The organism is Curtobacterium sp. ME-Dv--P-122a, assembly GCF_030209645.1.
Classification (GTDB): domain Bacteria; phylum Actinomycetota; class Actinomycetes; order Actinomycetales; family Microbacteriaceae; genus Curtobacterium; species Curtobacterium flaccumfaciens.
Genome location: NZ_JARVRO010000006.1, coordinates 84,377 through 108,605 on the forward strand (window position 1 = coordinate 84,377; position 24,229 = coordinate 108,605).

25 protein-coding genes are annotated in these 24,229 nt (G+C 72.1%); 6 read left to right on the forward strand and 19 right to left on the reverse strand.

Going from position 1 to position 24,229, the window contains the following annotated elements; translation table 11 throughout:
* Positions 1-75: 75 nt before the first annotated feature.
* From QRN49_RS05175 to QRN49_RS05220, 10 genes are all read right to left on the reverse strand, one after another.
* Positions 76-1,176 carry an NAD-dependent epimerase/dehydratase family protein gene (locus QRN49_RS05175; protein WP_284754186.1) on the reverse strand — a complete coding sequence of 367 codons (1,101 nt, stop codon included), beginning with the start codon at positions 1,174-1,176 and terminating at the stop codon, positions 76-78.
* A complete protein-coding gene (locus tag QRN49_RS05180) occupies positions 1,176-2,369 on the reverse strand; it encodes a zinc-dependent alcohol dehydrogenase (protein ID WP_284754188.1) in 1,194 nt (397 codons plus the stop codon). The genes QRN49_RS05175 and QRN49_RS05180 overlap by 1 nt, the downstream gene beginning before the upstream one ends.
* Before the next feature lie 145 nt (positions 2,370-2,514).
* A complete protein-coding gene (locus QRN49_RS05185; RefSeq protein WP_259572827.1) occupies positions 2,515-3,414 on the reverse strand; it encodes an aminoglycoside phosphotransferase family protein in 900 nt (299 codons plus the stop codon).
* Positions 3,415-3,512: 98 nt separating this feature from the next.
* Complete coding sequence (locus QRN49_RS05190; RefSeq protein ID WP_051597141.1) at positions 3,513-4,100, reverse strand: TetR/AcrR family transcriptional regulator; 588 nt, start codon at positions 4,098-4,100, stop codon at positions 3,513-3,515.
* The gene (locus tag QRN49_RS05195) at positions 4,090-5,610 is read right to left on the reverse strand and encodes an MFS transporter (protein WP_111040079.1); all 1,521 of its coding nucleotides are present in this window, start codon (positions 5,608-5,610) and stop codon (positions 4,090-4,092) included. The genes QRN49_RS05190 and QRN49_RS05195 overlap by 11 nt, the downstream gene beginning before the upstream one ends.
* A gap of 77 nt (positions 5,611-5,687) precedes the next feature.
* Entirely contained in the window at positions 5,688-6,323 is a 636-nt protein-coding gene (locus tag QRN49_RS05200; RefSeq protein WP_181438059.1) for a DNA alkylation repair protein, read from the reverse strand.
* Positions 6,320-7,123, reverse strand: coding sequence for a sulfite exporter TauE/SafE family protein (locus QRN49_RS05205; protein ID WP_259572824.1), 804 nt, complete (start codon positions 7,121-7,123; stop codon positions 6,320-6,322). Before QRN49_RS05205 ends, QRN49_RS05200 begins: the two co-directional genes overlap by 4 nt.
* 26 nt (positions 7,124-7,149) lie before the next feature.
* Positions 7,150-7,551 (reverse strand): hypothetical protein, encoded by a 402-nt coding sequence (locus tag QRN49_RS05210; protein ID WP_284754201.1) that lies wholly within the window; start codon positions 7,549-7,551, stop codon positions 7,150-7,152.
* Positions 7,548-7,757: a ribonuclease PH gene (locus QRN49_RS05215; protein ID WP_217499911.1), complete on the reverse strand. Its 210-nt coding sequence runs from the start codon at positions 7,755-7,757 to the stop codon at positions 7,548-7,550. The genes QRN49_RS05210 and QRN49_RS05215 overlap by 4 nt, the downstream gene beginning before the upstream one ends.
* A gap of 207 nt (positions 7,758-7,964) precedes the next feature.
* On the reverse strand, positions 7,965-9,161 hold the full coding sequence (locus QRN49_RS05220; RefSeq protein ID WP_110865535.1) for a peptidoglycan DD-metalloendopeptidase family protein: 1,197 nt from the start codon (positions 9,159-9,161) through the stop codon (positions 7,965-7,967).
* Between the two features lie 160 nt (positions 9,162-9,321).
* On the opposite strand from QRN49_RS05220, the gene QRN49_RS05225 reads away from it, so the two are divergent.
* On the forward strand, positions 9,322-11,202 hold the full coding sequence (locus QRN49_RS05225) for a gamma-glutamyltransferase family protein (protein WP_502868975.1): 1,881 nt from the start codon (positions 9,322-9,324) through the stop codon (positions 11,200-11,202).
* Here QRN49_RS05225 and QRN49_RS05230 read toward each other — a convergent pair.
* Entirely contained in the window at positions 11,199-12,242 is a 1,044-nt protein-coding gene (locus tag QRN49_RS05230) for an NAD(P)-dependent alcohol dehydrogenase (protein WP_284754207.1), read from the reverse strand. The genes QRN49_RS05225 and QRN49_RS05230 overlap by 4 nt on opposite strands.
* Positions 12,243-12,264: 22 nt before the next feature.
* Positions 12,265-12,879, reverse strand: a complete 615-nt coding sequence (locus QRN49_RS05235; RefSeq protein WP_284754209.1) for a DUF805 domain-containing protein — start codon at positions 12,877-12,879, stop codon at positions 12,265-12,267.
* Between the two features lie 123 nt (positions 12,880-13,002).
* On the opposite strand from QRN49_RS05235, the gene QRN49_RS05240 reads away from it, so the two are divergent.
* From QRN49_RS05240 to QRN49_RS05250, 3 genes are all read left to right on the forward strand, one after another.
* Positions 13,003-13,443: an OsmC family peroxiredoxin gene (locus tag QRN49_RS05240; protein ID WP_027467170.1), complete on the forward strand. Its 441-nt coding sequence runs from the start codon at positions 13,003-13,005 to the stop codon at positions 13,441-13,443.
* Positions 13,444-13,555: 112 nt separating this feature from the next.
* Positions 13,556-13,810 carry a hypothetical protein gene (locus QRN49_RS05245; RefSeq protein ID WP_084740799.1) on the forward strand — a complete coding sequence of 85 codons (255 nt, stop codon included), beginning with the start codon at positions 13,556-13,558 and terminating at the stop codon, positions 13,808-13,810.
* Between the two features lie 58 nt (positions 13,811-13,868).
* Positions 13,869-15,386, forward strand: coding sequence for a threonine/serine exporter family protein (locus tag QRN49_RS05250; RefSeq protein ID WP_284754213.1), 1,518 nt, complete (start codon positions 13,869-13,871; stop codon positions 15,384-15,386).
* A 65-nt stretch (positions 15,387-15,451) separates the two neighbouring features.
* Here QRN49_RS05250 and QRN49_RS05255 read toward each other — a convergent pair whose 3' ends face one another.
* Positions 15,452-15,646 carry a DUF2795 domain-containing protein gene (locus QRN49_RS05255; protein WP_027467172.1) on the reverse strand — a complete coding sequence of 65 codons (195 nt, stop codon included), beginning with the start codon at positions 15,644-15,646 and terminating at the stop codon, positions 15,452-15,454.
* Positions 15,647-15,736: 90 nt separating this feature from the next.
* Positions 15,737-16,420 carry a TetR/AcrR family transcriptional regulator gene (locus QRN49_RS05260; RefSeq protein WP_284754217.1) on the reverse strand — a complete coding sequence of 228 codons (684 nt, stop codon included), beginning with the start codon at positions 16,418-16,420 and terminating at the stop codon, positions 15,737-15,739.
* Positions 16,421-16,589: 169 nt separating this feature from the next.
* Between QRN49_RS05260 and QRN49_RS05265 the strand changes: the two genes are divergently transcribed.
* The gene (locus tag QRN49_RS05265; protein ID WP_284754219.1) at positions 16,590-16,907 is read left to right on the forward strand and encodes a hypothetical protein; all 318 of its coding nucleotides are present in this window, start codon (positions 16,590-16,592) and stop codon (positions 16,905-16,907) included.
* A 98-nt stretch (positions 16,908-17,005) separates the two neighbouring features.
* On the opposite strand, the gene QRN49_RS05270 is transcribed toward QRN49_RS05265, so the two are convergent.
* Positions 17,006-17,932 (reverse strand): SDR family oxidoreductase, encoded by a 927-nt coding sequence (locus QRN49_RS05270; RefSeq protein WP_111032664.1) that lies wholly within the window; start codon positions 17,930-17,932, stop codon positions 17,006-17,008.
* 198 nt (positions 17,933-18,130) lie between these two features.
* On the opposite strand from QRN49_RS05270, the gene QRN49_RS05275 reads away from it, so the two are divergent.
* Positions 18,131-18,877: a hypothetical protein gene (locus QRN49_RS05275; RefSeq protein WP_284754223.1), complete on the forward strand. Its 747-nt coding sequence runs from the start codon at positions 18,131-18,133 to the stop codon at positions 18,875-18,877.
* Between the two features lie 75 nt (positions 18,878-18,952).
* Here QRN49_RS05275 and QRN49_RS05280 read toward each other — a convergent pair whose 3' ends face one another.
* From QRN49_RS05280 to QRN49_RS05295, 4 genes are all read right to left on the reverse strand, one after another.
* Positions 18,953-19,735 carry an endonuclease/exonuclease/phosphatase family protein gene (locus QRN49_RS05280; RefSeq protein ID WP_262131523.1) on the reverse strand — a complete coding sequence of 261 codons (783 nt, stop codon included), beginning with the start codon at positions 19,733-19,735 and terminating at the stop codon, positions 18,953-18,955.
* A 38-nt stretch (positions 19,736-19,773) separates the two neighbouring features.
* Positions 19,774-21,276, reverse strand: a complete 1,503-nt coding sequence (locus QRN49_RS05285; protein WP_284754226.1) for an LCP family protein — start codon at positions 21,274-21,276, stop codon at positions 19,774-19,776.
* 146 nt (positions 21,277-21,422) lie between these two features.
* On the reverse strand, positions 21,423-22,073 hold the full coding sequence (locus tag QRN49_RS05290) for a GntR family transcriptional regulator (RefSeq protein WP_163343138.1): 651 nt from the start codon (positions 22,071-22,073) through the stop codon (positions 21,423-21,425).
* Between the two features lie 12 nt (positions 22,074-22,085).
* A complete protein-coding gene (locus QRN49_RS05295; RefSeq protein WP_284754234.1) occupies positions 22,086-24,200 on the reverse strand; it encodes an MMPL family transporter in 2,115 nt (704 codons plus the stop codon).
* Positions 24,201-24,229 lie beyond the last annotated feature (29 nt).

A 24,229-nucleotide genomic window follows, 5' to 3' on the forward strand; every position in this document is an offset into this window, starting at 1 on the left:
CGCCCGATTCGACTCGGCAGCGCGAGCCCCACTCAGCCAGCGCGCCACGCACCACCCCGGCCTCCCCCGGCCCGCTCAGCCGCGCAGCGGCCCCGATCCCGGAACTTTCGCACCGTCCGCGAAGCCGGCCACGAGTGCACGCAACGCTTCTTCGGAGGTGTGTCGGGCCTCCCATCCGAGCACCGACCGGGCACGGTCGGTCCGCATGATCGGCACGCCGGCGGCGATGTCGATCCACCCGGCGTCCGTCGGCTGCAACCGCAGCCGCCACGTCACCGTCACGATCCCGCGGAGCAACCGCAGCGGGATCCGGACGGCGCCGAGCATGCCGAAGGCCCGGGCCAGTCGCGGCGGGTTGAGCACGGGCGAGGCCGCGATGTTGAACGCCCCCGCTGCCCGTCGGTCGACCGCTCGCCAGTAGGCGTCGGCAACGTCGTCGGCGTGCACGGCCTGGAACACGAACGGGTACGGCAGCGGCAGCACGAGCCAGCGGATCCACCGCACGATCGACATCGGCACGAGGTGTCCGAGGAACAGCCCCCGGATCTCGGCGGCGGCGTCCCGCTGGAAGATCAGTCCCGGGCGCAGCCGGGTGACGGTCACCGAGGGGTGTTCGGCCTCGAACGCGTCCATCGCGGCCTCGTTGGCGGCCTTGTGGATCGAGTACGTCGCCGTCGGGATCCCGTCCGTCGGCCAGCTCTCGTCCACGGGGATGCGCTTGCCGTCGACGTCCACCCCGCGGTAAGCACCGACCGAGGACGCGAGGACGACCTGGGGCACCTCGGCCCGCGCCACGGCCGCCAGGACGTTCGCCGTGCCGGTCACGTTCGTGCGGTGCTGCGCGGGGATGTCGTGCGTCGGTTGCAGGGCCCACGCCAGGTGGACGACGGCGTCGGCACCCTGGAACACGGAGGCGAGCTGGTCCACGGCGTCCGCGGCGCCGACGTCGACGGCGTGCCAGACGGCGGCGTCGTACGGCTCGGCGCGCAGGTCCGGCAGCCGCCGGGCGACACCGACGATCTGGACGTCGGCGGCGTCACCGGCGGCGTGACGGCCGGTGTCACCGCTGGCGCCATCACGGCCGGTGGCCCCGTCGCCGTCAGCGCGCACGGCCGCGAGCCGACGGAGCACCGCCGTCCCGACGTTGCCGGTCGCACCGACGACGACGACGCGCATCAGGCCGCGGCCATCGCGGGGTCGAGCACGACCTTGACGCAGTCGTCCTGCTTCTTCTGGAAGACCTCGTACATGTGCGGGGCATCCTCGAGCGAGACGCGGTGGGTGGTCAGGTCGAGCGTGCCGAGCGGGTCCGACGGGTCCGAGACGAGCGGCATGATGTCGTCGATCCAGCGCTTCACGTTGCACTGGCCCTCGCGGATGGTGATCTGCTTGTCGAACAGCGTCATCATCGGCATCGGGTCGGCCATGCCGCCGTAGACACCGCTCAGCGAGACGGTGCCGCCGCGGCGGACCAGGTCGATGGCAGCGTGCACGGCCGCCAGTCGGTCGACACCGGCGGTCTCGATCGCCTTCTGCGCGAGCTTGTCGGGCAGCAGGCCGGCGGCGCGCTGGGCGAAGCCCGCCAGCGGGTTGCCGTGGGCCTCCATGCCGACGGCGTCGACGACCCCGTCGGGGCCGCGGCCGTCGGTCAGGTCGACGAGCTCGGGCACCAGGTCCTTCGTCAGGTCGAACACCTCGGCACCGTGCTTCGCCCCCAGGTCGCGGCGGACCTGCTCGGGGTCGACGGCGAGCACGCGGTAGCCGAGGTGCTTGCCGATGCGGGCGGCGAACTGGCCGACCGGGCCGAGACCGAGCACGGCGAGCGTGCCGCCCTCGGGCACCTGGGCGTACTGCACGGCCTGCCACGCAGTCGGCAGGATGTCGCTCAGGAACAGCCAGCGGTCGTCGGGGGTGCCGTCGTCCGGCACGACGATGGGGCCGTAGTCGGCGTGCGGCACGCGCAGGTACTCCGCCTGGCCACCGGGGACCTGGCCGTACATCTTCGTGTAGCCGAACAGCGAGGCACCGGTGCCGTACTCGGTCACCTGGGTGGTCTCGCACTGCGACTGCAGGCCGTGCTGGCACATCCAGCAGTGGCCGCAGGAGATGTTGAAGGGGATGACGACCCGGTCGCCGACCTTCAAGTTCGTGACGCCGGATCCGACCTCTTCCACGATGCCCATCGGCTCGTGGCCGAGGACGTCGCCGCGGTCGATGTACGGGCCGAGCACGCGGTACAGGTGCAGGTCGGAGCCGCAGATCGCCGTGGAGGTGATCCGCACGATCGCGTCGGTCGGCTCCTGGATGGTCGGGTCGGGGACGGTCTCGACGGACACCTTCTCGGTGCCCTGGTAGGTCAGTGCGCGCACGTTGCGTTCCTCTCGTGGTCGCTTCGAGCCTGCCTGGAGGCACGACTCGCGTTCCCCTCCTCGGTACGCGCCCGCCCCGTGGACGCTCCCAGCCCCGCGTCCCCCTCGCGCACGTCGGCGCGGGTGGGCAGCCGTGGCCGCGACCTCAGGTGAGGACGGCCGCGAGGACCCGCTCGTGCTCGTCACGGCGCCCCGGTCCGCCGCTGCCGGCGAGCATGATGAGCGCCTTCCACAGCGCCCAGCCCCGGGCGCGCGCCCATGTGTCGTCGTCCAGGTCGACCGCCTGCCGGAACACCCGTCGCGCCGGGCCGTCCAGCATCGTCCACGCGAGCACGAGGTCGCACGCCGGGTCGCCCACGCCGCACGTGCCGAAGTCGATCACCGCGCACAGCCGCCCGGTGTCGTCGACGAGCAGGTTGCCCGGGGCGACGTCGCCGTGGAACCAGACGGCCGGCGCCTCCCACCGGCTGGCGAGGGCCTCGGCCCAGACCGCTTCGCACGCGCCGCGGTCGACGACGGTGCCGCCGGTCCTGCCGCTGCCGCCGCCGAGCGTGTCGAGCGCCGTCCGCACCTCGGCGTCGTACACGGACGGGTGCTCCCCGCGGTGGAACGAGTGCGCGCCGGCGGTGGGGCCGCCCGTCGCCGGGACGCTCCGGAGCTGCCGGAGCACGGCACCGACCTCGGCAGCGAAGCGCTCGTGGTCGAGGTCGTCGACCTGCACGGCGGGCACCCCGTCGAGCCACCGCCGCACCGACCACGGGAACGGGTACCCCTGGCCCGGTTCCCCGAGCGCCACGGGCTCCGGGACCGCGACGTCCAGCCGCCGGGCGAGGTACGGCAGGACGTCCTGCTCCTTCTCGACCGCGGCCACGTAGCCGGCCGCGCTCGGCAGTCGCACCGACAGGGCGTCCCCGAGCCGGTAGGTGCGGTTGTCCCAGCCCTGGTGGTCGACCTCGCGCACGGGCAGGTCGGCCCAGTCGGGGAACTGCTCCGCGACGAGTCGTTCGACGAGTCCGGCGTCGATCCGGGGCACCTCGGTGTGCATGCCCGCAGCCTAGGCGTCGGACCGGCACGGCGGTGGGGCCGGTGCACGCCGGGGGCCAGCAGCGGGGCGGACCCGCACCGGGCCTCCCGGCCGTCGCCTCAGGCGGGTTCTGCCAGGGCGAGCAAGGCGTCGCGCGCGACCGCGAGCTCCCGCTCGTCCAGGTAGGGCGGCATGCCGACCGCGGCCGCGAGGCCCTCGGCCGCGTGCCGGACCACCAGTGCGCGGTCCTCGGGCAGGCCGTCGCGTGCGAACAGCGTCCGCCAGTGCTCGGCGTCGGCGGCGACGGCCGCGGCGATCCCCGGGACGGCCATCAGACCGGGCCAGTGCGACGACGGTGCGAACAGGTCCATCGCCTGCTCGCTGCCGCCGCAGAGCGTCCGGACGTAGGCGCGCAGGACCTTGCCCGGTCGGTTCTCGGCGAGGTCCACGTGCTGCATGACCTCGTCCGTGAACGCGGCCAACCCGTGCTCGACGACCGCGAGCAGGAGTTCGTCCTTCGACGGGAAGTGGTGCAGCAGCCCGCTCTTCGAGACGCCGGCTTCGGTCGCGATCTCGGCGACGCTCACCCGCGTACCGCGCTCGGCGAGCAATCGGCGTGCGGACTCGAGCACGGCCTGCCGCGTGCGCTCGCGGTCGCGGGAGCCGTCGGTGCCGGTGCCGGGGCCCGTGCTGCGGTCAGTGGTCATGCGGTCCATCCTGCCGGTTCGGGATGACCCGGAGCGCGACCACGGCGGCGACCGCGAGCAGCACCGCGGCGCAGACGGAGGCGAGTTGCATGCCACCGGTGAACGCTTCACGGGCGTGCTCGAGCACCGGCGACCCCGGTTGCAGTACCTGGCTCGCCGACGCCAACGACTCCCGTACCCGGTCCGCGACCCCCGAACCCAGGCTGTCGCCCGTGAGGTCGAGGTTCGACCGGTAGAACGCGGTCTGCAGCGACCCGAGCACCGCGATGCCGAGCGCGACGCCGAGCTCGTACCCGGTCTCCGAGATCGCCGAGGCGGCGCCCGCACGCTCCCGCGGAGCCGCGGCGACGACCGCGTCCGTCGCCAGCGTCATCGACACCCCGACGCCGAGGCCGACCACGGCGAGCGCGATGGCGATCCCCCAGTACGTCGGCAGCCCCTCGGCGAAGGCGAGTCCGGCCATGCCGACCGCGGCGACCGCCAGCCCGAGGCCGATGGAGCGACCGGGGCCGACGCGACGGGAGAGCAGGCCGATCACGGCGATGACCGCGATGGACGCCAGGGTGGCCGGCAGCTCCGCGGCTCCGGCGAGCAGCGGGGTGAACCCGCGCACCAGCTGCAGGTACTGCGAGAAGAAGAACAGCAGACCGCTCAGCGCGAAGACGGACAGCGAGTTCGCGACCACCGCACCGGAGAACGCCGGGATCCGGAACAGCTGCAGGTCGATGAGCGGCGTGGTCAGGCGTTTCTGCCGCCGGACGAACCACCAGCCCGACGCGAGCCCGAGCAACGCGGTCGCCGGCACCGTCCAGTCGAACCCGTGCCCGGCGACGTGCTTCACGGCGTAGACCAGCGGCACGATCGCGAGCACCGAGAGCACCGCGGAGAGCAGGTCGATCGGGGTCCGGGCGCCGCCGCGGGACTCCGGCAGCAGGAACGCCCCGGCGACGACGATCACCGCGATGACGGGGATGTTGATGAGGAACACCGATCCCCACCAGAAGTGTTCCAGCAGCGCCCCGCCGACGAGTGGTCCGGCCGCGGCACCACCGGTCGCGCCCGCGGACCACACCGCGATGGCGGTGGTGCGCTGCCGCGGGTCGCGGAAGATCGTGCGCACCAGCGACAGCGTCGAGGGCATCAGGGTGGCGCCGGCGACGCCGAGGAGTGCCCGTGCGGCGATGAGCAGCTCCGGGCTCGAGGCGAAGGCCGCAGCGGCCGATGCCAGTCCGAACGCGACGGAGCCGAGGAGCAGCAGGCGCTTCCGACCGATCCGATCGGCGACGTTGCCCATCGTGACGAGCAACCCGGCGAGTGCGAACGAGTAGACGTCGCCGATCCAGAGCACCTGGGTCGCGGTCGGGTCGAGGTCGGCGGTCAGGGACGGCACCGCCAGGGCCAGCACGGTGCCGTCGATCGCCAGGAGCACCACGGCCAGGGTGAGGACGCCGAGGGACGCCCACTCACGGACGGAGGCGCGGTGGGTCGGGGTGGTGCTGGTCGTGGTCATCGGTCGACCGTAACCGACCATTTGGTCGGTTGGGCAGACTGCACAGTCGGTTCACAGCACAGCACAGCGCCGCTCGGTCAGCCCCGCAGCCGGTCACGCTCCCCTGGCGGCAGGTGCTCGGTCGCCGTCCGGCGAGCGGCCGGGCTGAGGAACCGGCCGCTCTGCTCGAGGAACGCGACGAGCGCCGCCTCGGACGCCCGCTTCCCCGTCTCGCGCAGGACCAACCCGAGCGCCGACTGCACCGTCTCGCTGCGCTCCCGCACCAGGCGACCGGCGATCCCGAGCGGCACCTCGGCGTCGCCCTGCTTCACGAACGCCAAGGTCGCCACGACCGCGATCCGGCGGACCATCGCGACGTCGGACTTCGCTAGCGCGAACAGCGGGCCGGTCGAAGCGCCCAGCAACGGTGCGCCGACGAGTTCCTCGGCCGCAAGGTCGACGAGCACCGGGTCCTCGAACCGCTCGGCCTTCGCAGCGGACAGGTACTCGTCGGTGAGCTCCGGGTCGGGGTGCGCCCGCATCGCCTGCACGAGCAGCAGGACGGCGACGAGCTTCGCTCCGTCGTCCTCGCTCCAGAGCAGCGCCGAACGTTCGCCCTCGTCGAGGTCGTGGAACTGCCGCGCGACCCTCCGCGCCGCAGCGACGTCACCGGTGGTGCGGGCGAACGCCGCCAGCACGGCTTCCGCGTCGCGCCCTGCCTGGAGGCCCGTCACGCGACCTCCCCGTCGCTCGCGTCGTTCTGTGGTGCCGTCCGACGCCCGCGGCTGAGCACGATGACCGCGACGACCACCAGGAACGCCGCGAACAGCCAGGTGCCGACCTGCGGGTCGACCAGGCGCGCCAGCACGGCGCCACCCGGCGAGCAGACGGCGGCGGTGATGCCGACCGTCAGCCCGACCCGCAGGTCGACCGCGCGACGCCGCAGGTTCGCGACCGTCCCGGACAGCGACGTCGGCACCATCGTGAGGAGTGACGTGCCCTTCGCCAGCAGGTCGCCGGCGCCGAGCACGACCTCGAGCCCCGGCACGATGACGACCCCGCCGCCGACCCCGACGAGCCCGGACAGCACCCCCGACAGCAGCCCGAGCAGCAGCAGGACGACCGCCTCGACGGCCCCGAAGTGCACCTCGCCGCCGCGGGTCGGCACCGTGGTGAACAGCGACACCAGCACGACGGCGATGAACCCGACGAAGATCCACGGCAGCGCGCGGAGGGGCAGGGCACGGAGGAGCCGGGCACCGATCGGGGCGCCGATGACGCTGCCGACCGCCAGGGTCAGGGCCGCGAGCCAGTGCACCTCGCCCTGCACGGCGTAGGTGACCGCGCCGACGACGGCCGCGGGGGCGATCGCCACGAGCGAGGTGGCCGAGGCCCGACGCTGGTCCATCTGCGCGAAGGCCATGAGCGCCGGCACCACGATGACCCCACCGCCGACGCCGAACAGCCCGGACAGGACGCCCGCCAGGACCCCGATCGCCACCAACACGAGCACCGTTCCGCCGCGCTTCCTCATCCCGCCCAGGCTATCCGCGCCGCGGGTTACGACACAGCGAGCGCCGCCGGCTCGCCTTCGTGCACGAGCTGGTGCACCCGCTGGTACGAGACGCCGAGGACGACCGCGATGTCCCGCAGGGTCAGGCCGTCGTCCTTCAGCGAGACTGCGATGGCCCTGCGGAGCGAGAGCGCGCGGGCCTCCTTCACCTCGGCCTCGGCGCGCAGCGCGGTGGCCTCTTCGAGCGAGCGCGCCAGGGCTGGTTCGAGCACGGCACGGATGACCACGGTGACGTCGTCCTGATCGACCTCGGCGACGAAGGCGATCGCTTCACGCTGGGCATCGGCAGCGAGGTCGAGCCGACGGACCTGCGAGATCGCGCCGGGGAACTGGTCGTTCTGCACGATCCACCAGTTGCCCTCGCGATGCGCACGTGACGTGTAGGTCATCGCCACCACCCCTTCCCGAGCTCTTGCTCGAACTGCTTGAAGAACGCCCGAGCGGTGCCGTCGGCGATCTCGGAGTGCCGTCCGACGGTGCTCCGAGTCGACCCGACGACGATGCCGGTGTGGTTCGTGAGTTCCACTTCCCGGTACTCGAGGCCGGCCGCTCGTGCCGCGATCCTGATGCGCTTGAGCACGGCTTGACGTTTCACAGCCTATGTCTACTGCCCTTGATCCATCAAGGCAAGCGACATAGACAAGCCTGGATACCGTCCCCCTCGCACCGTGCGAGGGGGCCCGCACTTGGAGTGCAGAGATGGTCGGGTGCCCGAAGGCGACCCGACCATTTCTGCTCACGAAGCGAACGCCGAACCCCGCGCCCGCCCCGCGCGACCCCGTCCGAACCCCGCGCCCCCGCCTCAGCGGAAGTGCATGTTCTTCAGCGGGTCGACGAGGGTGCCGTTCCGCCGCGTCTCGACGTGCACGTGCGGCCCCGTGGACTGCCCGGTGTTGCCGGACTTCGCGATCTCGGTGCCGAGCTTCACGATCTGCCCCTGCTTCACCTCGATCTTGCTGAGGTGCGCCGTCAGCACCGCCGTCATGCCGTACGTGACGACGATGTAGTTGCCGTAGGCCGCGTCGTTCGCGATGGTCTTGGTGACCGTCCCCGTCCCGGAGCCGTACACGGCCGTCCCGACCGGCACCGGGGCGTCGGTGCCCTGGTGGTAGCGCGGGACGTGCCCGGCGCCGCGGTCGTCGCCGTACCGGCCGGTGATCTTCGTGCCGTTGACGGGCCAGGCCAGGCCGGTGACCGGTCGGCTCGACCAGACGCGGGTGTCCTTCGCGCCGTAGAGCACGACGTTGCCGTCGACCTGGACGAGCAGGTTGCCCGACCCGGCGGTGCTGGTGCGCGAGCTCCAGAGCGCGACCTTCTTGCGTGAGGCGTCACGGGTCCAGATGACGAAGTTGCCCTTGGCCTGCAGCTCGGCCCAGGCGCCCGGGTGCCCGCCGGTGCGCGACTGCCAGACGACGCGACCGCTGACCTTCTGCACCAGGTTGCCGTCGGTGCGCATGTTGAGGATGCGCGTGTTCGAGGTGTCGGATCGCAGCACGGTGCCGCCCAGGATGGTGTTCCCCGACGGGACGCGGTCCTGGTAGCCGTTCCAGCTCACGACGACGGTCTTGCCGGCGAGCAGCGCCATCGTGCCGTCGGCGCGCACCTTCAGTGCGGTCGAGTTCACGGTGCCGGCCGAGGCCCAGCGGGCCACACGCTTGCCGTTCTTGGTGATGTCGAGGGCGCGGTTCTTGCCGACCACGGCGATCGCGCCGGAGTTGCCGGCGGTGTTCGACGCCCACAGCACGCGGTTGCCGATGCCGTACTCGACCAGGTTGCCGTCGCCCTGCATGATGAGCTTGAACTGGCCGTTCGGCGACGTGACCTGGTCGCCGGGCAGGATCTTGGTGCCGGCCGGGGCCGAGCCGACCCAGACCGCAGAGGCCGCTGCCGGTTCGGCTGTCGCCACGAGCGCCCCCGCCGCCAGGGCCAGTGCCGTCACGGCGCCGGCGATGCGTGGGAGTCGGCGCGCACGTGCGACGGTCGACGGAGTGGTGGTCATGGATCCCCTGCCCTGGAACCGACCGTGCGAGCGCGCGGTCGTTCGGCGCTCGCCCTGCACGAGTCGCCGAACGATGTTCGCTTTTCTGCGCGGGGTGCACAACCCCTTGGACGGGGGGGTGTACAGCACGGGAGTATTCGCCGCGGGACAGGATGGGACCATGTCGACGCCGAACCCCGCCTTCGTCCCGCCCGCTGCGCAGACCACCCGTCCGGACCTGCGGGGCACGTTCGGGATGGCGGCCTCGACGCACTGGATCGCGACGGCGACCGCCCAGTCGGTGCTCGAGCGCGGCGGCAACGCGTTCGACGCGGCCGTCGCCGGTGCCTTCGTCCTGCAGGTCGTGGAGCCCCACCTGAACGGCCCCGGGGGCGACCTGACGGCGGTCTTCGCGACGGCAGTCAACCCCGTGCCGACGGTGCTGGTCGGTCAGGGTCCCGCCCCCGAGGGCGCGACCCCGGAGCACTACCGCGCCGAGGGGCTCGACCTGGTCCCCGGCTCCGGCGCGCTGGCCGCGACCGTCCCCGGCGCCGTCGACGCCTGGCTGCTCCTGCTCCGCGACCACGGCACCTGGGATCTGGCCGACGTACTCGCCCCCGCGATCGGGTACGCCCGCGACGGCCACCCGGTCGCACCTGCGGCGGTCCGGACGATCACCGCCGTGCGCGGCCTGTTCGAGCAGCACTGGCCCACCTCCGCCTCGCAGTGGCTGCCGGGAGGCGCGGTGCCGGTCCCCGGGGACCTGGTGCGCAACGAGGCACTCGCCGCAGTGCTCGACCGGCTGGTCGAGGCGGGTGCCGGCGCCGGCAGCCGGACCGGCCGCATCGATGCGGCCCGGTCCGAGTGGGCGGAGGGGTCCGTCGCCGAGGCGATCGACCGGTTCGTCCGCGAACCGCACCGGCACGCGTCGGGCACCGACCACGCCGGGGTCATCCGGGCCTCCGACCTGGCGGCGTTCCGGGCGTCGTACGAACCCGCGACGACTGCCGAGTTCCGCGGCTGCACGATCGCCAAGACCGGACCGTGGGGCCAGGGTCCGGCGCTGCTCCAGACCCTGCGGCTGCTCGAACCGCTCGACGACGCCCTGCTCGACCCGTCGACCGAGCTCGGCGCGCACACGATCGTCGAGGCGCAGAAGCTCGCCCTCGCCGACCGCGAGGCGTTCTACGGCGACGGCGAGGTCCCGATGGACGTCCTGCTCTCCGACGCCTACGCCGACGAGCGCCGCGCACTGATCGGCGAGCGGGCCTCGGCGGACTTCCGACCCGGCACGATCGCCGGGGTCGAGCACGCGCTGCCGCCGGTCCGGACCTCGTACGATTCCGCCGGTTCGGTGGGGGTGGGCGAGCCGACCGTGCAGGTCGCCCGCGACGCCGAAGCCGACGCCGAGGTCCCGCCCGCCGCTCCGCTCGAGGACCGCGGCGAGCCGTTCGTCACCCCCGACGGCGAGACCCGCGGCGACACGTGCCACATCGACGTCGTGGACCGCTGGGGCAACATCGTCAGCGCGACGCCGTCCGGCGGGTGGCTGCAGTCGTCGCCGACGATCCCCGAGCTCGGGTTCTGCCTCGGCACCCGCCTGCAGATGACCTGGCTCGAACCGGGCACGGCCTCGACACTGCGACCCGGCGAGCGCCCCCGCACCACGCTGACCCCGACCCTGGTGCTCCGGGACGGGCAGCCGGTCGCCGCACTCGGTTCCCCCGGCGGTGACCAGCAGGACCAGTGGCAGCTGCTGTTCCTGCTGCGCTGGATCGTCGGCGGCTACTCCCCGCAGCAGGCCATCGACGCACCGGCGCTGCACACCACGTCGTTCCCGGGTTCGTTCTGGCCGCGCACGTGGGAGCCCGCGGGTCTGGTCGTCGAGGACCGCCTGGGCGACGAGGTCATCGCTGCGCTCGAGGCCCGCGGACACGTCGTGACCCGCGGCGGTGACTGGAGCTTGGGCCGGCTGTCGTGCGTCACCCGCGACCCGGACACGGGGATCCTCGGCGCTGCCGCGAACCCCCGCGGCGCGCAGGGCTACGCCGCGGGACGCTAGAGCGTCGGGACGACCACCGCGCGACCCGAGAGCTCGCCGGCCTCGAGCTTCCGGTACGCCTCGAGCGCGTCGGACAGCGCGTAGCGCTCGACGTCGGGGACGATCTGCCCGGCGCGGTACATCGCGACGACCTCGTGCAGGTCCTCGATGGTGCCCCAGTAGGTGTTCGTGATCGTCGACTCGTACGGCGTCGCGAAGAAGTTCCACTCGGTGGTGCCGCCGGCGATCCCGACGACGGTGAACCGACCGCCGACCGCCATCGAGGCCTGCGCGACCTTGATCGTGGGGGTGGCACCGACGAAGTCGAAGGCCGCGTCGACGCCACGTCCGCCGGTGATCTCGCGGATGCGCTCGGCCTGGTCCGGGCCGCCGGGGACGGTGATCGCGCCCCGGGCGGCGGCGCGGTCCATCGCGTCCTGCTTCATGTCGGTCGCGATGACCGTGGCACCGGTGAGCGCCGTGAGGATCTGCACGGCGATCTGCCCGAGGCCGCCCAGCCCGACGACGAGCGCGAAGCGACCGCCACCAGCCAGGTTCGGCAGGGAGTTCTTGATCGCGTGGTACGGCGTGAGCGCGGCGTCGCTGAGCGGTGCGGCGGCGACCGGGTCGGCGTCGCCGAGCGGCACGAGGTTCCGCGCCGGGACGCTCACGTACTCCGCCATGCCGCCGTCGCGCCCGAGGCCGATCCCCATGTACGGGTTCGTCGCGGCGTTCTCGCAGTAGGTGTCCTGCCCCTTCGAGCAGTACGAGCAGTGCCCGCAGCCGACCGGCCCGTAGACCAGGTAGGCGTCGCCCTCGGCGAAGCCGGTGACCCCGTCGCCGACGGCCTCGACCCAACCGGAGTTCTCGTGGCCGAGCACGAACGCGGGCGCCTGGGCTCCCGGCTGCCCCTCCTGGAACTCGCGGTACACGGCGACGTCCGAGTGGCAGGCACCGGCGCCGGCGACCTTGAGCAGGACCTCACCCGGCCCGGGTGCGGGCTTCGGGACCTCGGTCAGGGACGGGAAGGTCTGGTACTGCTCGAACACGACGGCGCGCATGGGGTTCTCCTTTGATCGCCCTTCACGCTACACCTGTCGTCGAGGACGACATGTGTCGTCCAGTTGCCTCGGGACCACGCCCTCCCGCGAACAGTCCGCGGTCGAACCGTGCCCCACCGGGGCGCGACGACCGCGCCACCATGACACCCAGCACGACCGCGCCGAGCGGTCCGGTGAAGACGAGGAGCAGGATCCACAGCCCAGCGTGGTCCCGGTCGTGCAGTCGCCGCACGAGCAGCGACCACCGGGGCACGATGGTCAGGATCGTCGGGACGAGCAGCACCAGGTCCCACGCGTCCGGCCGGAGATCGCGGTCGCCGGCCCCCCAACCGAACCACCCGTCCTGCCCGCGGTCGATCAGGTGGAACGAGACCCGCGGCGAGGGGACGACTCCGAACGGGTCGACGTACATCTCCCACCGCCCTGCGGTCCCGTGCACGCCGACGACCCAGAGCGCGACCCCGACCAGCGCGAGCTCGAGCGCGATCACCCACCAGAACTCCGAGCGACTCGCCCGCCCGTGGAACCGCCACCCCTGCGTCCAGAACCGGAGCCAGGCGACCACCGGGTTCGTCACGACGGCCGGCCCCTGCTCGAGTACGGACTCGCGGAAGCCTCTCATGTCGCTGTCCCCCATGTGCCAGATCGTAGGGCAGACCTGCGTCTTCGCCGTGAGCCCGTTGCGAGAACGGTCGTTCTCCGATTGACTCAGGAGCGGCGGTCCCGCTCGGGGCCGCTCCCCCACACGAAAGGAGCGGGCATGCCCACTCGCACCGCACGCACCGCCTGGAACGGCGGCCTCGAGGACGGTTCCGGCCAGGTCGAACTCTCGAGCTCGAAGGTCGGCACGTACGACGTCTCGTTCCCGAAGCGCACCGCCGAGGACGCCGGGGGCACCACGAGCCCCGAGGAGCTCATCGCCGCCGCACACTCGGCCTGCTACGCCATGCAGTTCTCCGCGGTCCTCGGCGAGGCCGGCGGCACGGTCGAGGCCCTCGACGTCAAGGCCGACGTCTCGCTCGGCCCGGATCCGGCCGGCGGCTTCCGCCTCACCGGCATCGTCCTGACCGTCAGCGGCGAGGTCTCCGGCATCGACGAGGCCGCCTTCCTCAAGGCCGCCGAGGACGCCAAGGCGACCTGCCCCGTCAGCAAGGCGCTGACCGGCGTCGAGATCACGCTGCACGCGACCTTCGAGCAGTAGCGAACGCAGCGCAGTAGGCGCGGGACGCAGGAGCGTCACCACCTGACGGACGGGAGGTCCGTGGCGACCCCGCCACGGACCTCCCGTCCGTCGTCCACCTACGCTGGGTGCCGTGCCCCGCTTCCTCGCCACCCCGACCCTCGTCGCCCTCTGGCTCGGCCTGCTGGCCGTCGTCGTCGGGATCGTGTTCGTGCTGACGGCTCCGACGTTCACGTTCGGCTTCGTCGCCTTCGCCCCGCTGTCCGACTACGCGTTCGTCGCCAATGGCCGACCGTGGCAGCTGACCGCCGGACCGGTCCTCGTGCTGGTGGGCGCGGTCGTCGCGGCGTTCGCCCTCGGTCGTCTGAGCACGCGCCGCCGGGGCTGATCCGAAGGCGTCCAGCGGACGTCCGGACTCGGCCGCCGTCGACTGGCACCATGGCGTGATGGCCGAGCAGCACCCCCCGGGCCCGCACAAGCCGGGCCGCCCACCCCGGCCACGACGCCGCAGTCTCGCGCAGCACGACCTGCGCGACGCACGAGCCCGCCTGCGCGGGACGATCTACGAGCACGTCGAGCCCGACGCCAAGGGGCGCGACCAGTACACGGCGACCCAGATCGTCGACTTCTGCCTCGACCTGGCCGAGGTCATGCTCGCCTCCGGTGCCGACACCCGCAGCGTCGAGACGGCCGTCGTCGCGGTCTCGACGAAGTGGAACCTCGCGCCGCTCGACCTCGACTTCTCCGGCAGCTCGGTGACCATCCAGTACGCCCCGGCCGACGTCCCGCCGCTCGTCAAGGTCCGCACCGTGCGGTCGGACGGCTCCGACCTCGACAAGCTCGCGCGTGCGAACCAGATCGTCGACGACCTGATCCACGACGACCGCGACATGACCTCGGCGGTGAGCGCCCTGGTCGCCGTCCTGCGACTCCCGCCGCGGTGGCCGATGTGGCTGTCCGACGTCGGCCTGTCGATCCTCGGCATCTCGATCGCCGTGCAGGCCGGCGGCGGATGGCGCGCGGGACTCGGGGCGTTCGTGCTGATGCTCGGGATCATCGTCTCCGGACGCTGGCTGACCGACCGGGGGTACCCGCAGTTCTTCGTGTCCGGGGCGCAGGGCGCCGTGGCGTCGGCGATCGGCACACTGGCCATCTGGGCCGGCGTGCTGAACGCGAACGGTGCGGCGACGATGGTCGCGGCACTCGTGGTGCTCCTGCTGCCACACCCGTCCCTGGTGACCTGGGCCCAGGACGCCATCTCGGGGTTCCGGGCGATGGCCGTGGCCCGGGCGTTCTACATCGGGCTGGTCATCGCGGCGATCGTCGTCGGGGTGCCGGCCGGGATCGCGATGACGCACTGGCTGCGGATCGAGGTCGACCCGTCCGGCATCGTGACGCAGACCCTGCCGCTCTGGGCGTCGCTGTCACTGACCGTGGTGTCGGCGGGCGCGAACTGCTTCGTGCAGCAGGCGAGCGCCCGGGTGATCCCGGTCGCCGTGGTGTTCTCGGTCGCCGCCGGTGCCGCGCTGTGGGCGCTGCGGCAGGCCGGGCTGCCGCTCCTCGGGGCGACGTTCCTGGCGGCGGTGCTGCTCGGGGTGCTCTCGACCTACGCGGCCGTCCGGATGCGCACGGCCGTGGCGGCGATCGCGGTGCCGGCGTTCTGCGGGGCGCTGCTGCCCGGTGTCGCCGTGTCGAACGCCCTGCTGAACTTCATGTCCGGGTCGTCGAGCGCCGCGCTCGACTTCGTGGCGGCGGTGTCCGTGGCGCTCGGGATCGGCGCGGGCCTGGTGCTCGGCGGGCTCTTCGCGACGCCCGGCGCCCGTCGAGCGCTCCGCCGGACGCGTCGGGTCGTCGTGCACTCGGTCCACAACGACACCACGGCGCTGCGCGTCATCCGTGACAGCGGGTACGACCCCGGCGACGGTTCGGTGCCCCGCGGGTCGCGCTCGAGCGGCACTTCGTGAGCAGAAGAGGTCGGGTGCGACGCACGCACCCGACCTCTTCTGCTCACCGAGTGGGCGTACCGCGCTCAGCCGGCGTCGGACACCGCGCTCGACACCGCGGTCGGGGCGTCGTACTCGCCGTCCGGGATCGCGCGGAGCGCCTCGAGGACGTCGTCCGGGGCGCCCTCCTGTTCGGCCGTCGAGACCACGTCGTCCTTGGACGCCGGGTAGTCGATGCCGCTCAGGTACTTCTGGACCTGGATGGGGTTCGGTGCTGCCATGTCGGTTCCTTCCGTCGGTTGCGACTCCCGGAGTACCCGCGGGGCGCTGCACGACGGCGCGGGGAACGCGCTCCGCGGACGAACCGCCGGTCAGATCTCCCAGCTGCCCGAGTCGTCGTCGTCCCACATCGCCAGACGGCGGGCGGCCTGCGGCTCGTACCGCTCCATCCAGCCGCGCTCGAGCCGGGCGACCGCGCGGTCGAACGCCGCCACCAGGTCGAGCTCGGCACGCAGCAGGGCCTGCAGCTGCAGCCCCTCGTACAGGGCGATGAGCTGCTCGGCACCGCGGCGGGGGTCCATCGTGTGCGGGGCACGGCCGATCGCGACGTCGTGCTCCAGGCCGCGCTTGATCTGCGCGAAGAAGAGCTGGTACCGCGACCGTAGGTAGGTCGCCATCGGGTGCGCCGGGTTGCCCGCGACGGACAGCAGGGCGACGAGCAGGCGCATCAGGGCCGGGTCCTCGGCGTTCGAGGCGACGATGGCGCGGAGCAGGTCCACGGTCGAGCCGTCACCGACCTCGTGCGTGACCTCGTCCATCCGGGCACCGTTCCAGCGGTCCAGTGCGGCGAGGACCAGGCCGTCCCACGACGGGAAGTGCTGCTCCAGCTCGGCGACGCTGATGCCCATCCGCTCGGCGACCTGCAGGGGCCGGGCCTCGTGGAAGGGGATGTCCCGGAGCAGGTCGACGGTGGCACCCACGATCGTGATCCGCAGGTGCAGCGTTGCCGCCGCGGCCGCAGCGGCCTGCGTGTCGGCGCTGGTGTGTTCGAGCATCGTGCCCTCCGTCGTCCCCGGACGTCCTGTCCGTGTCACCCCGGGTCCGGGGTACCTCCATCCAAACGCAGAACGGGGGACACCAGAATCCCCGGTACGGGTGTCGGCACAAGGGGGGACAGACCCCGACGTCGAGCCGGTTCGCGGCCGTCCGTGCGACCATGCGGGCATGACCCCGAACGACCCCACTGCCCAGGGACTCGCGACCATGGCCTCGACCGGCTTCGAGTTCGGCGGCGACCCCGAACAGGTGGCGCACGACGTCCGGGCCATGTGGGAGCAGCTCGGACGGCCCGCCGGTGCGTTCGAAGCGGCGGCCCGGGCCATCGCCGTGCTGCCCCAGCGCCCCGAGGTGCCGATCGCCGACCAGGCCCGCCGTCGCGCGTTCGAGCACGCGATCGGCATCAACCCCGTCGAGGTCGAGCTGGCCGCCGCGATGTCGGCGCGCGAGCTCCTCGAGCGGATGGCGCGCGCCGTCAGCTGCTGACGCGACCAGGCGCCCTGGACCCGACCACACGGACGACGGGAGGCGCGGTACCCACCGGCACCGCGCCTCCCGTCAGAGCCCCGTCAGGAGCAGGCGCCCTACGGCGTCGGCATCCCACCGTCGACGTGCAGCGTCTCGCCCACGACGTACGACGACTCACCACTCGCCAGGAACACGTAGGCCGGCGCGAGCTCGGCCGGCTGGCCCCAGCGGCCCAGGTAGGTCTGCTCGCCCGCGCTCGGCAGCGCCTCCGGCGGCTGGCCGCCGGCCGGCTGCAGCGGCGTCCAGATCGGGCCCGGGGCGACCGCGTTGACGCGGATCCCCTTCGGCGCGAGCTGCGCGGCCAAGCCCTTCGCCATGTTGTTCACGGTCGCCTTCGTGGCCGCGTAGTGCACCAGGTGCGGCGACGGGGCGTACGCCTGGATCGACGTCGTGTTGATGATCGTGGAGCCGGGCTGCAGGTGCGGCACGGCCGCCTTCGTGATCCGGAACGTCGCGTACGCGTTGGTCTTGAAGGTCTCGTCGAACTCCTCGTCGGAGATCTTGGTGATGTCGTCGACGTTCTGCTGCTTGCCGGCGTTGTTCACCAGGATGTCGAGGCCACCGAGCTGCTCGACCGCGTCGGCGACGAGCTGCTCGCAGACCTGGAGCGAGGTGATGTCGCCCGGCAGTGCGACGGCCTTGCGGCCGGCTGCCTCGATGAGCGCGACGATGCGGTCGGCGTCCTCCTGCTCCTCGGGCAGGTACGAGATCGCGACGTCCGCACCCTCGCGGGCGTAGGCGATGGCCACGGCGGCGCCGATGCCGGAGTCGCCACCGGTGACGAGTGCCTTGCGGCCGGTCAGACGACCCGAACCGCGGTAGGTGTCCTCACCGTGGTCGGCGGGGACGTTCTGCGCCATCTCCGCGTCGGTGCCGGCACCCTCGAGGTACTGCTCGTCGGGCTTCTTGTCGGCGTACATCTTCGTGGGGTCCTGCATCACGTACTGGTCAGGCCCGGTCTGGTCGTTCTGCTGGTCCGTCATGTCGCCGACGGTACGCAGGGGGTCGCTGCGGGCCGTCCAGGAGGCTGTCCCCCGTTGCGCGGAGCGGCCTGCGCCCGTCGGCCGGTCCGCTCCAGGGCCGCAGGTGCGTGATCCTCGTTTGTCACGGTCCGGTGACGGGCAGGCTCCGATTCGGTAACACCTGTCGTTCTGTTCCGATCGAGGCCCTACCGTCGAACGGTGACTCCTCGGACCCTGCTGGCGCTCGGCGCCGCCGTGCTGGCCTTCTCGGCCGGTGCGCTCGCGTTCGACGGCACCACCGGGCTCGGGGCAGACGTGGCCGTGGCCGCCGAGACCTCGCACGACGCCGCTCCGGTGCACGTGACGAAGGCGGAGCTCCGCCGGGTGGACTCGATCGAACTCGACGCCGAAGCCCTGGTGCTCCGGGACGGGGACGACACCGTGGTCGAGTCCTCGATGCGCGACTCCGGTCTGACCGTGAGCGTCCTGAACCGTCTGCTCGGCACACCGTCCCGCACGCAGACGGCCGAGGGCGACGGCGGGGCGTGCTTCCCCGCGGGCACCACCTACACCTGGGGCGGCGCCATCCGCGTCGCAGCGCTGACGACCGACGCGGCGGCCGGCAACGCCGTCGAGATCCGGGTGCTGCGCGACTCGGTCCGCAGCGTGCTCGGCCGGCAGATCGAGCTGACCGGCCCGGGCGGTGTCCGGGTGGGCGACGACATCGCGGACGAGATCGCCGACGCTCCCGGCTCGGAGCGGGTGTCCTACGGGTCGGACGACTCGCGCGCCTGGCAGCTCCTGCTCCGCGAGGGGTGGGCGGACCGGCACGACGAGGACGACGACGACGAGTCGAGCGAGCACTCCGACGACGCCGGCACGAACGGCGTCTCCGCCCTGACGAACGAGACGACCGTCACGGTGCTCGGTTCACCGATGCCCGTCCACGCGCAGCGGAGCTGCTGACAGCAAGCAGAGCGCGGAGCTGCTGACAGCGAGCAGAGCGCGCAGCTGCTGACAGCTCCTGGCCTGTCCGGGACGTCAGACCCGCAGTGTCGCGATCACCGGGAAGTGGTCGCTGGCGAACCAGGTCTCGGGGCCGTCGTGGTCGATCACGATGCGATCCACGGCGCTGACGTCGCGGGTGAGCACCCAGTCGATCCGCTCGCCCGAGTCGACCGGCGGCTGCCAGTCGTTGAACGTGGCGGTGCGGTCGGCGGGGTCTCCCGCGGCGAGCCAGGCGTCGGCGAACCCGGCCTCGGCGAACACCCGCGAGGCCGTCCCGCTGCCCGCGGGTTCGTTGCAGTCCCCCGCGAACACGACCGGGCCGGTGGTGCCCGCCAGTCGTTCGGCGATGAGCGCGGCACTCCGGCCTCGGACCTCGTCGCCGTGCGCACCGGGCTCGTGGTCCAGGTGCGTGGTGAGCAGGGTGAACGCGGGCCCCTCGGCGTCGAGGAACCGGGCGTGGTTCGCGATCCGCGGGTACAGGCTGCCCCAGGTGTTCGAGACGGGTTCGTCCGGGGTGTCCGACAGCCAGAACGACCCCTCGTCGGATGGCCGGAACCGGTCGCGGCGGTAGAAGACGGACGCGTGTTCGCCGGCGTCACCGCCCTCGCGCCCCTGTCCGACGTCGGCGTGGTCCGGCAGGCCGGCACGCAGGTCGTCCATCTGGTGCGCGAAGGCCTCCTGCACGCACAGCAGGTCGGGGTCGTGCCGGCGGATCAGGTCGAGCACGACCGGCAGGCGGGCCGGCCAGTCGTGCGCGGGGTCCGGGTTCTTGATGTTGTAGGTCATCAGGACGATCGGGCGTGCGGCGCTGGTCACACCGTGAACCTACCGATCGGTTGCCCGGCGGGTTCCCATCAGTTGATGCAGGTGCCCTCGGTGCCGTAGTTGTGCACGTCGGTCGACTTGGCCGTCGGCTCCTTCGCGGGCTTCTTCGTCGGCTTCGTGCCGGTGCTCGAACCGCCGGTCGACGGCGTCGAGGCCCCGGCGCTCGGCTCGGTCGCGATCGGCTTCGCGGTCTTGCCGTCGGTGCCGAGCACGAGCGTGACACCGGTGACCGCACTGGTGCGGACGGCGACGGCACCGGGCACTACGGATGCGATGGCCTTCGCCTGCGACTCCTGACCGGCGGGGTACTGCACCTGGGTGGTCTTCGTCGTCGCGGACGAGCCGGCCGGGGCGACCTGGAAGCCGCGGGCGGTCAGCACCTGCCCCGCAGCCGTCGCGGCGCCCTCGACCCCGCTGCCGTTCAGCACGGTGACCGAGGTGTTCGCCGGCTGTGCGCGGCCGGCCTTCGTGTACGCCTCGGGTTCGCCGACCAGGCCCTGCACGAACGCGGGCAGGCCGACGGTGTCGACCTCGACGATCGACAGGGCGGAGCCGTTCACGTAGATCGTCGGCGTGCCGAGCGTCGGGATCGTGGCGGACTGGATGTTGCCGGGCCGCAGGTTGCGCATCTGTGACGCCAGGTCGATGAGGTCGGTGTCGGTCTGGATCGATCCGCCGACGGCCTTGAGGATGTTCCCCATCTTCACCGGGTTGAGCAGCGTCCCCGCCGACGTGACCTTCCGGGCCTCCTGCGACAGGAAGTACTGCTGGCGGACGTTGCGGTCGAGGTCGCCGTTGGGCAGGCCGTGGCGCTGTCGCACGAAGGACAGCGCCTCCTTCGCGTTGAGCGAGGACTTGCCTGCCGGCAGGTCGACGCCGGAGTACGGGTCGCTGGTGGCCTGGTTGAGGCAGACGTCGACCGGGCCGAGTTCCTTGACGACCTGGTAGAAGCCGAGCAGCGAGACGCGGACGTAGTGGTCGATCTGCAGACCGCTCAGGTTCTCGATCGTCTTGATGAGCATCTTCGCACCGCCGGTGTCGCCACCGCCGTTGAGCGTGCCGTAGTAGAAGGCGCTGTTGAGCTTGCCCTTGCCGACGTCCGGGATGTCGACGTACGAGTCGCGGGGGAACGAGATCATCGTCGCCTGGCTGCCGTCGGCGTTGATGTGCAGGACGATCATCGTGTCGGTGTTCGTCGCACCGCCGTCCGACGTCGTGCTGAGTTCCGCCATCTGCTCGGGGGTGGCGTTCTCCGGCCGGTGGTCGTCCCCGACGAGCAGGATGTTCTGCGCCTTGCCGTCGACGTCGTCCTTCGTGTCCTTCTTGCCGGTGATCGCGTTGACGATCGTGACGCCGTCGGACAGCTGGTTGTACGCGTACCCCGCGTACCCGACGCCCAGCAGGAGGGCCATCGTGAGCACCCCCGCGACGGCCGGGAACACGACGCCTGCGCGTCGCTTCTGGCGCCCGTGGCGCGGCGTCGCAGCACCGCGGTCTGCGGGCTCGGTCGTCTGCTCGGGTTCGTTGCTCACCGGGAAACCATAACCGCCGCGCGGGGAACGGACATGGGATGCGCCTGGAAGGTCACCCCGTACCCGCCGTCACCCCGTGACGGACTGGAGGCCCGTGGCGGGGTCGCCACGGGCCTCCAGTCCGCCCCTTGGTCGCGCTCGGCGCGCTAGTCGCGCGACGGGAGCAGGTGGATCGCCTCCATGGCGAGTTCGGCAGCGATGGGGTCCTTCGCGACGACGGCGTCCTTGAGCTTCGTCAGCTCGGGCAGGATCACGTCGGCCGGCAGGAGCTCGGCGAGCTCCGGCACGCGGAGCTTGAATGACAGCCCGTCCGTCGTCGAGTTGCAGAGCTGCACGAGCGAGGGGTTGCCGCACGCGTCCGCCCACATGGCGTAGATGCCGGCTCCGTCGCGCGCCACCTGCTCCTGCTCGTCGGCGCTCACCCGCGCGTGCACGTCGTCGAGCATCTTCACGATCTTCTTGCGCTGCGCGTCCGTGAACCGGGGCACCGCGAGCCGCACGACGCCGCCGTAGATCACGCCGAGGGTGCGGTACGCGTCGAGGAGTTCCCCCTTCGTCGGCGCCGCGACCCGGGTGTAGCGGTTCGGCGCCATCTCGATGAGGCCAGCCCGGGCGAGCTCGGCGAGGGCTTCGCGGATCGGCGTCCGGGAGACACCGAGCCAGGCGATCAGGTCGTCGTCGTTGAGCCGTTCCCCGGGCTCGAGCGTGCCGTCCATGATGGCGTCGCGGATCTTGTCCTGCACCGTGTCACGGAGGAGCTTGCGCTCGGCAGCGGGCTGCGTCGAGGGAACTGGCATGGACCCAGCGTGTCACATGTCAGGGTTCGTGCGCGAGAGGCGCGACGGCCACCAGGCGCGGTGCCCGAGGTCGTAGGCCAGCGCCGGGACGAGCAGCGAGCGGACCACGATCGTGTCGAGCAGGACGCCGAACGCGACGACGAACGCGATCTGCACGAGGAACAGGATCGGGATCACGCCGAGGGCGGCGAACGTGGCGGCGAGCACGACGCCCGCCGACGTGATCACCCCACCGGTCACGCCGAGTCCGCGCAGGACGCCCTCGCGTGGACCGTGCCGCAGCGCCTCCTCGCGCACTCGTGTCATGAGGAAGATGTTGTAGTCGACGCCGAGTGCCACCAGGAACACGAACGAGTACAGCGGCACGCTCGGGTCCGCGCCCGGGAAGTGGAACACGTGGTCGAACACGAGCGCTCCGACACCGAGGGCCGCCGCGAAGGACACGATCACGCTGCCGATCAGCACGAGCGGTGCGACGATGCTGCGGAGCAGGAGCATCAGGATCAGCAGGATCACGACGAGCACCACGGGGATGATCAGCGTGCGGTCACGGATGCCGGTGTCGTTCGTGTCGACCGCCGTCGCGGTGACGCCACCGACGATCGCTCCCGGGTCGACCCGTTCGACGGCGGTGCGGAGGTCGCGCACGGTCTGCTCGGCGGCGTCCGAGTCGGCGGCGTCGGACAGCGTCGCCTCGAGCAGGACGTCACCACGGGAGACGGTCGGCGTGCTGCTGCCGGCGGCGTCCCCGGTCACGGGGACGGTCCCGGCGGGGCTGTCCTTCGCTGCGGCGACGACACCGTCGACCCCGTCCACCGCGGTGATCGCGTCGACGAGCTGGTCGAGGTCACGCTCCGCGCCGATGACCTGCGCGGGGCTGCCGGAGCCACCCGGGAAGTGGTCGGCCAGCACGTCCTGTCCGTCGCGCGCCTGCGACGACCCGATGATCAGGTCGCTCTGCGGCACCCCGTCCGCCTTGAGTCCGAACAGGCCGGCACCCATCGCGAGCAGGCCGACCGTGCAGACGATCCACACCACCCGGGACCGACGGGCGACGAGCCGGCCGACGCGCGCCCAGATGCCGCGGGCGTCCGGACCGGTGAGCACGGGGTGGGCGCTGCCGAATACGGGACGCAGCGGCCAGAACGCCGCGCGGCGGAACGCGAGCAGCAGCGCGGGCAGGAGTGTCAGGGCGGCGAGCAGGCTGAACGCGATGCCGATGGCCGCGACGGGGCCGAGCGCCTTGTTCGAGTTGAGGTCGGAGAGCAGCAGGCAGAGCACCCCGACGATCACCGTGCCGCCCGAGGCCAGGATCGGCTCGAGGCTCCCCCGCAGGGCGGCCTTCGTCGCGTCCCAGCCGGTGCGGTGGTCGCGCAGGGCCTCACGGAAGCGCGAGGTGTACAGGAGCGCGTAGTCCGTCGCCGCGCCGATCACCAGGATCGACAGGATGCCCTGCACCTGCCCGTTGACCGTCACGATGTCGGCCTTGGCGAGCCACCAGACCACGAGGATCGAGGCGCACAGGGCGAACGTGGCGGTCCCGAGCACGAGGACGGGCAGCAGGGGTGATCGGTAGACGATGATCAGGATCACGAACACCGCGGCGAGCGCCACCCCGAGCAGCAGCCCGTCGATGCCGGCGAAGGCCTCGGTCAGGTCCGCGGTGAACCCGGCCGGGCCGGTGACGTAGCCGCTGACACCGGACGGCAGTGCGTCGTCGACGTCGGCGCGGATGGCCTCGACCGCATCTCCGGTCTCGGCGTCCTGCGTGAGCGTGGCGACGATCTCGACCGCGTCGCCGTCCTCGCTCGGGATCACCGGGCTGACGGCATCGACGTCGTCGCGGTCGGACAGCGTCGTGGCGAGTGTCTTCGCGTCGGCGAGGTCGGTCGACGTCAGGCCGCCGTCGCGCTCGAGGACGATGATCGCGGGCGCCCCCGACTCGTCGCGGAACTCGGAGGACCGTTCCTGCACCTTCGTGGCGTCGGCCGAGGCGGGCAGGAACGAGGTCTGGTCGTTGGTGGAGACCTCGGAGATCTTGCCGAAGAAGGGACCGCCGACCGAGGCGATGCCGAGCCAGACCACGATGACGAGCGCGGGGAGGACGATGCGGAGGAAGCGGGACACGTCGGTGAGCGTACACCGATCGTCAGCAT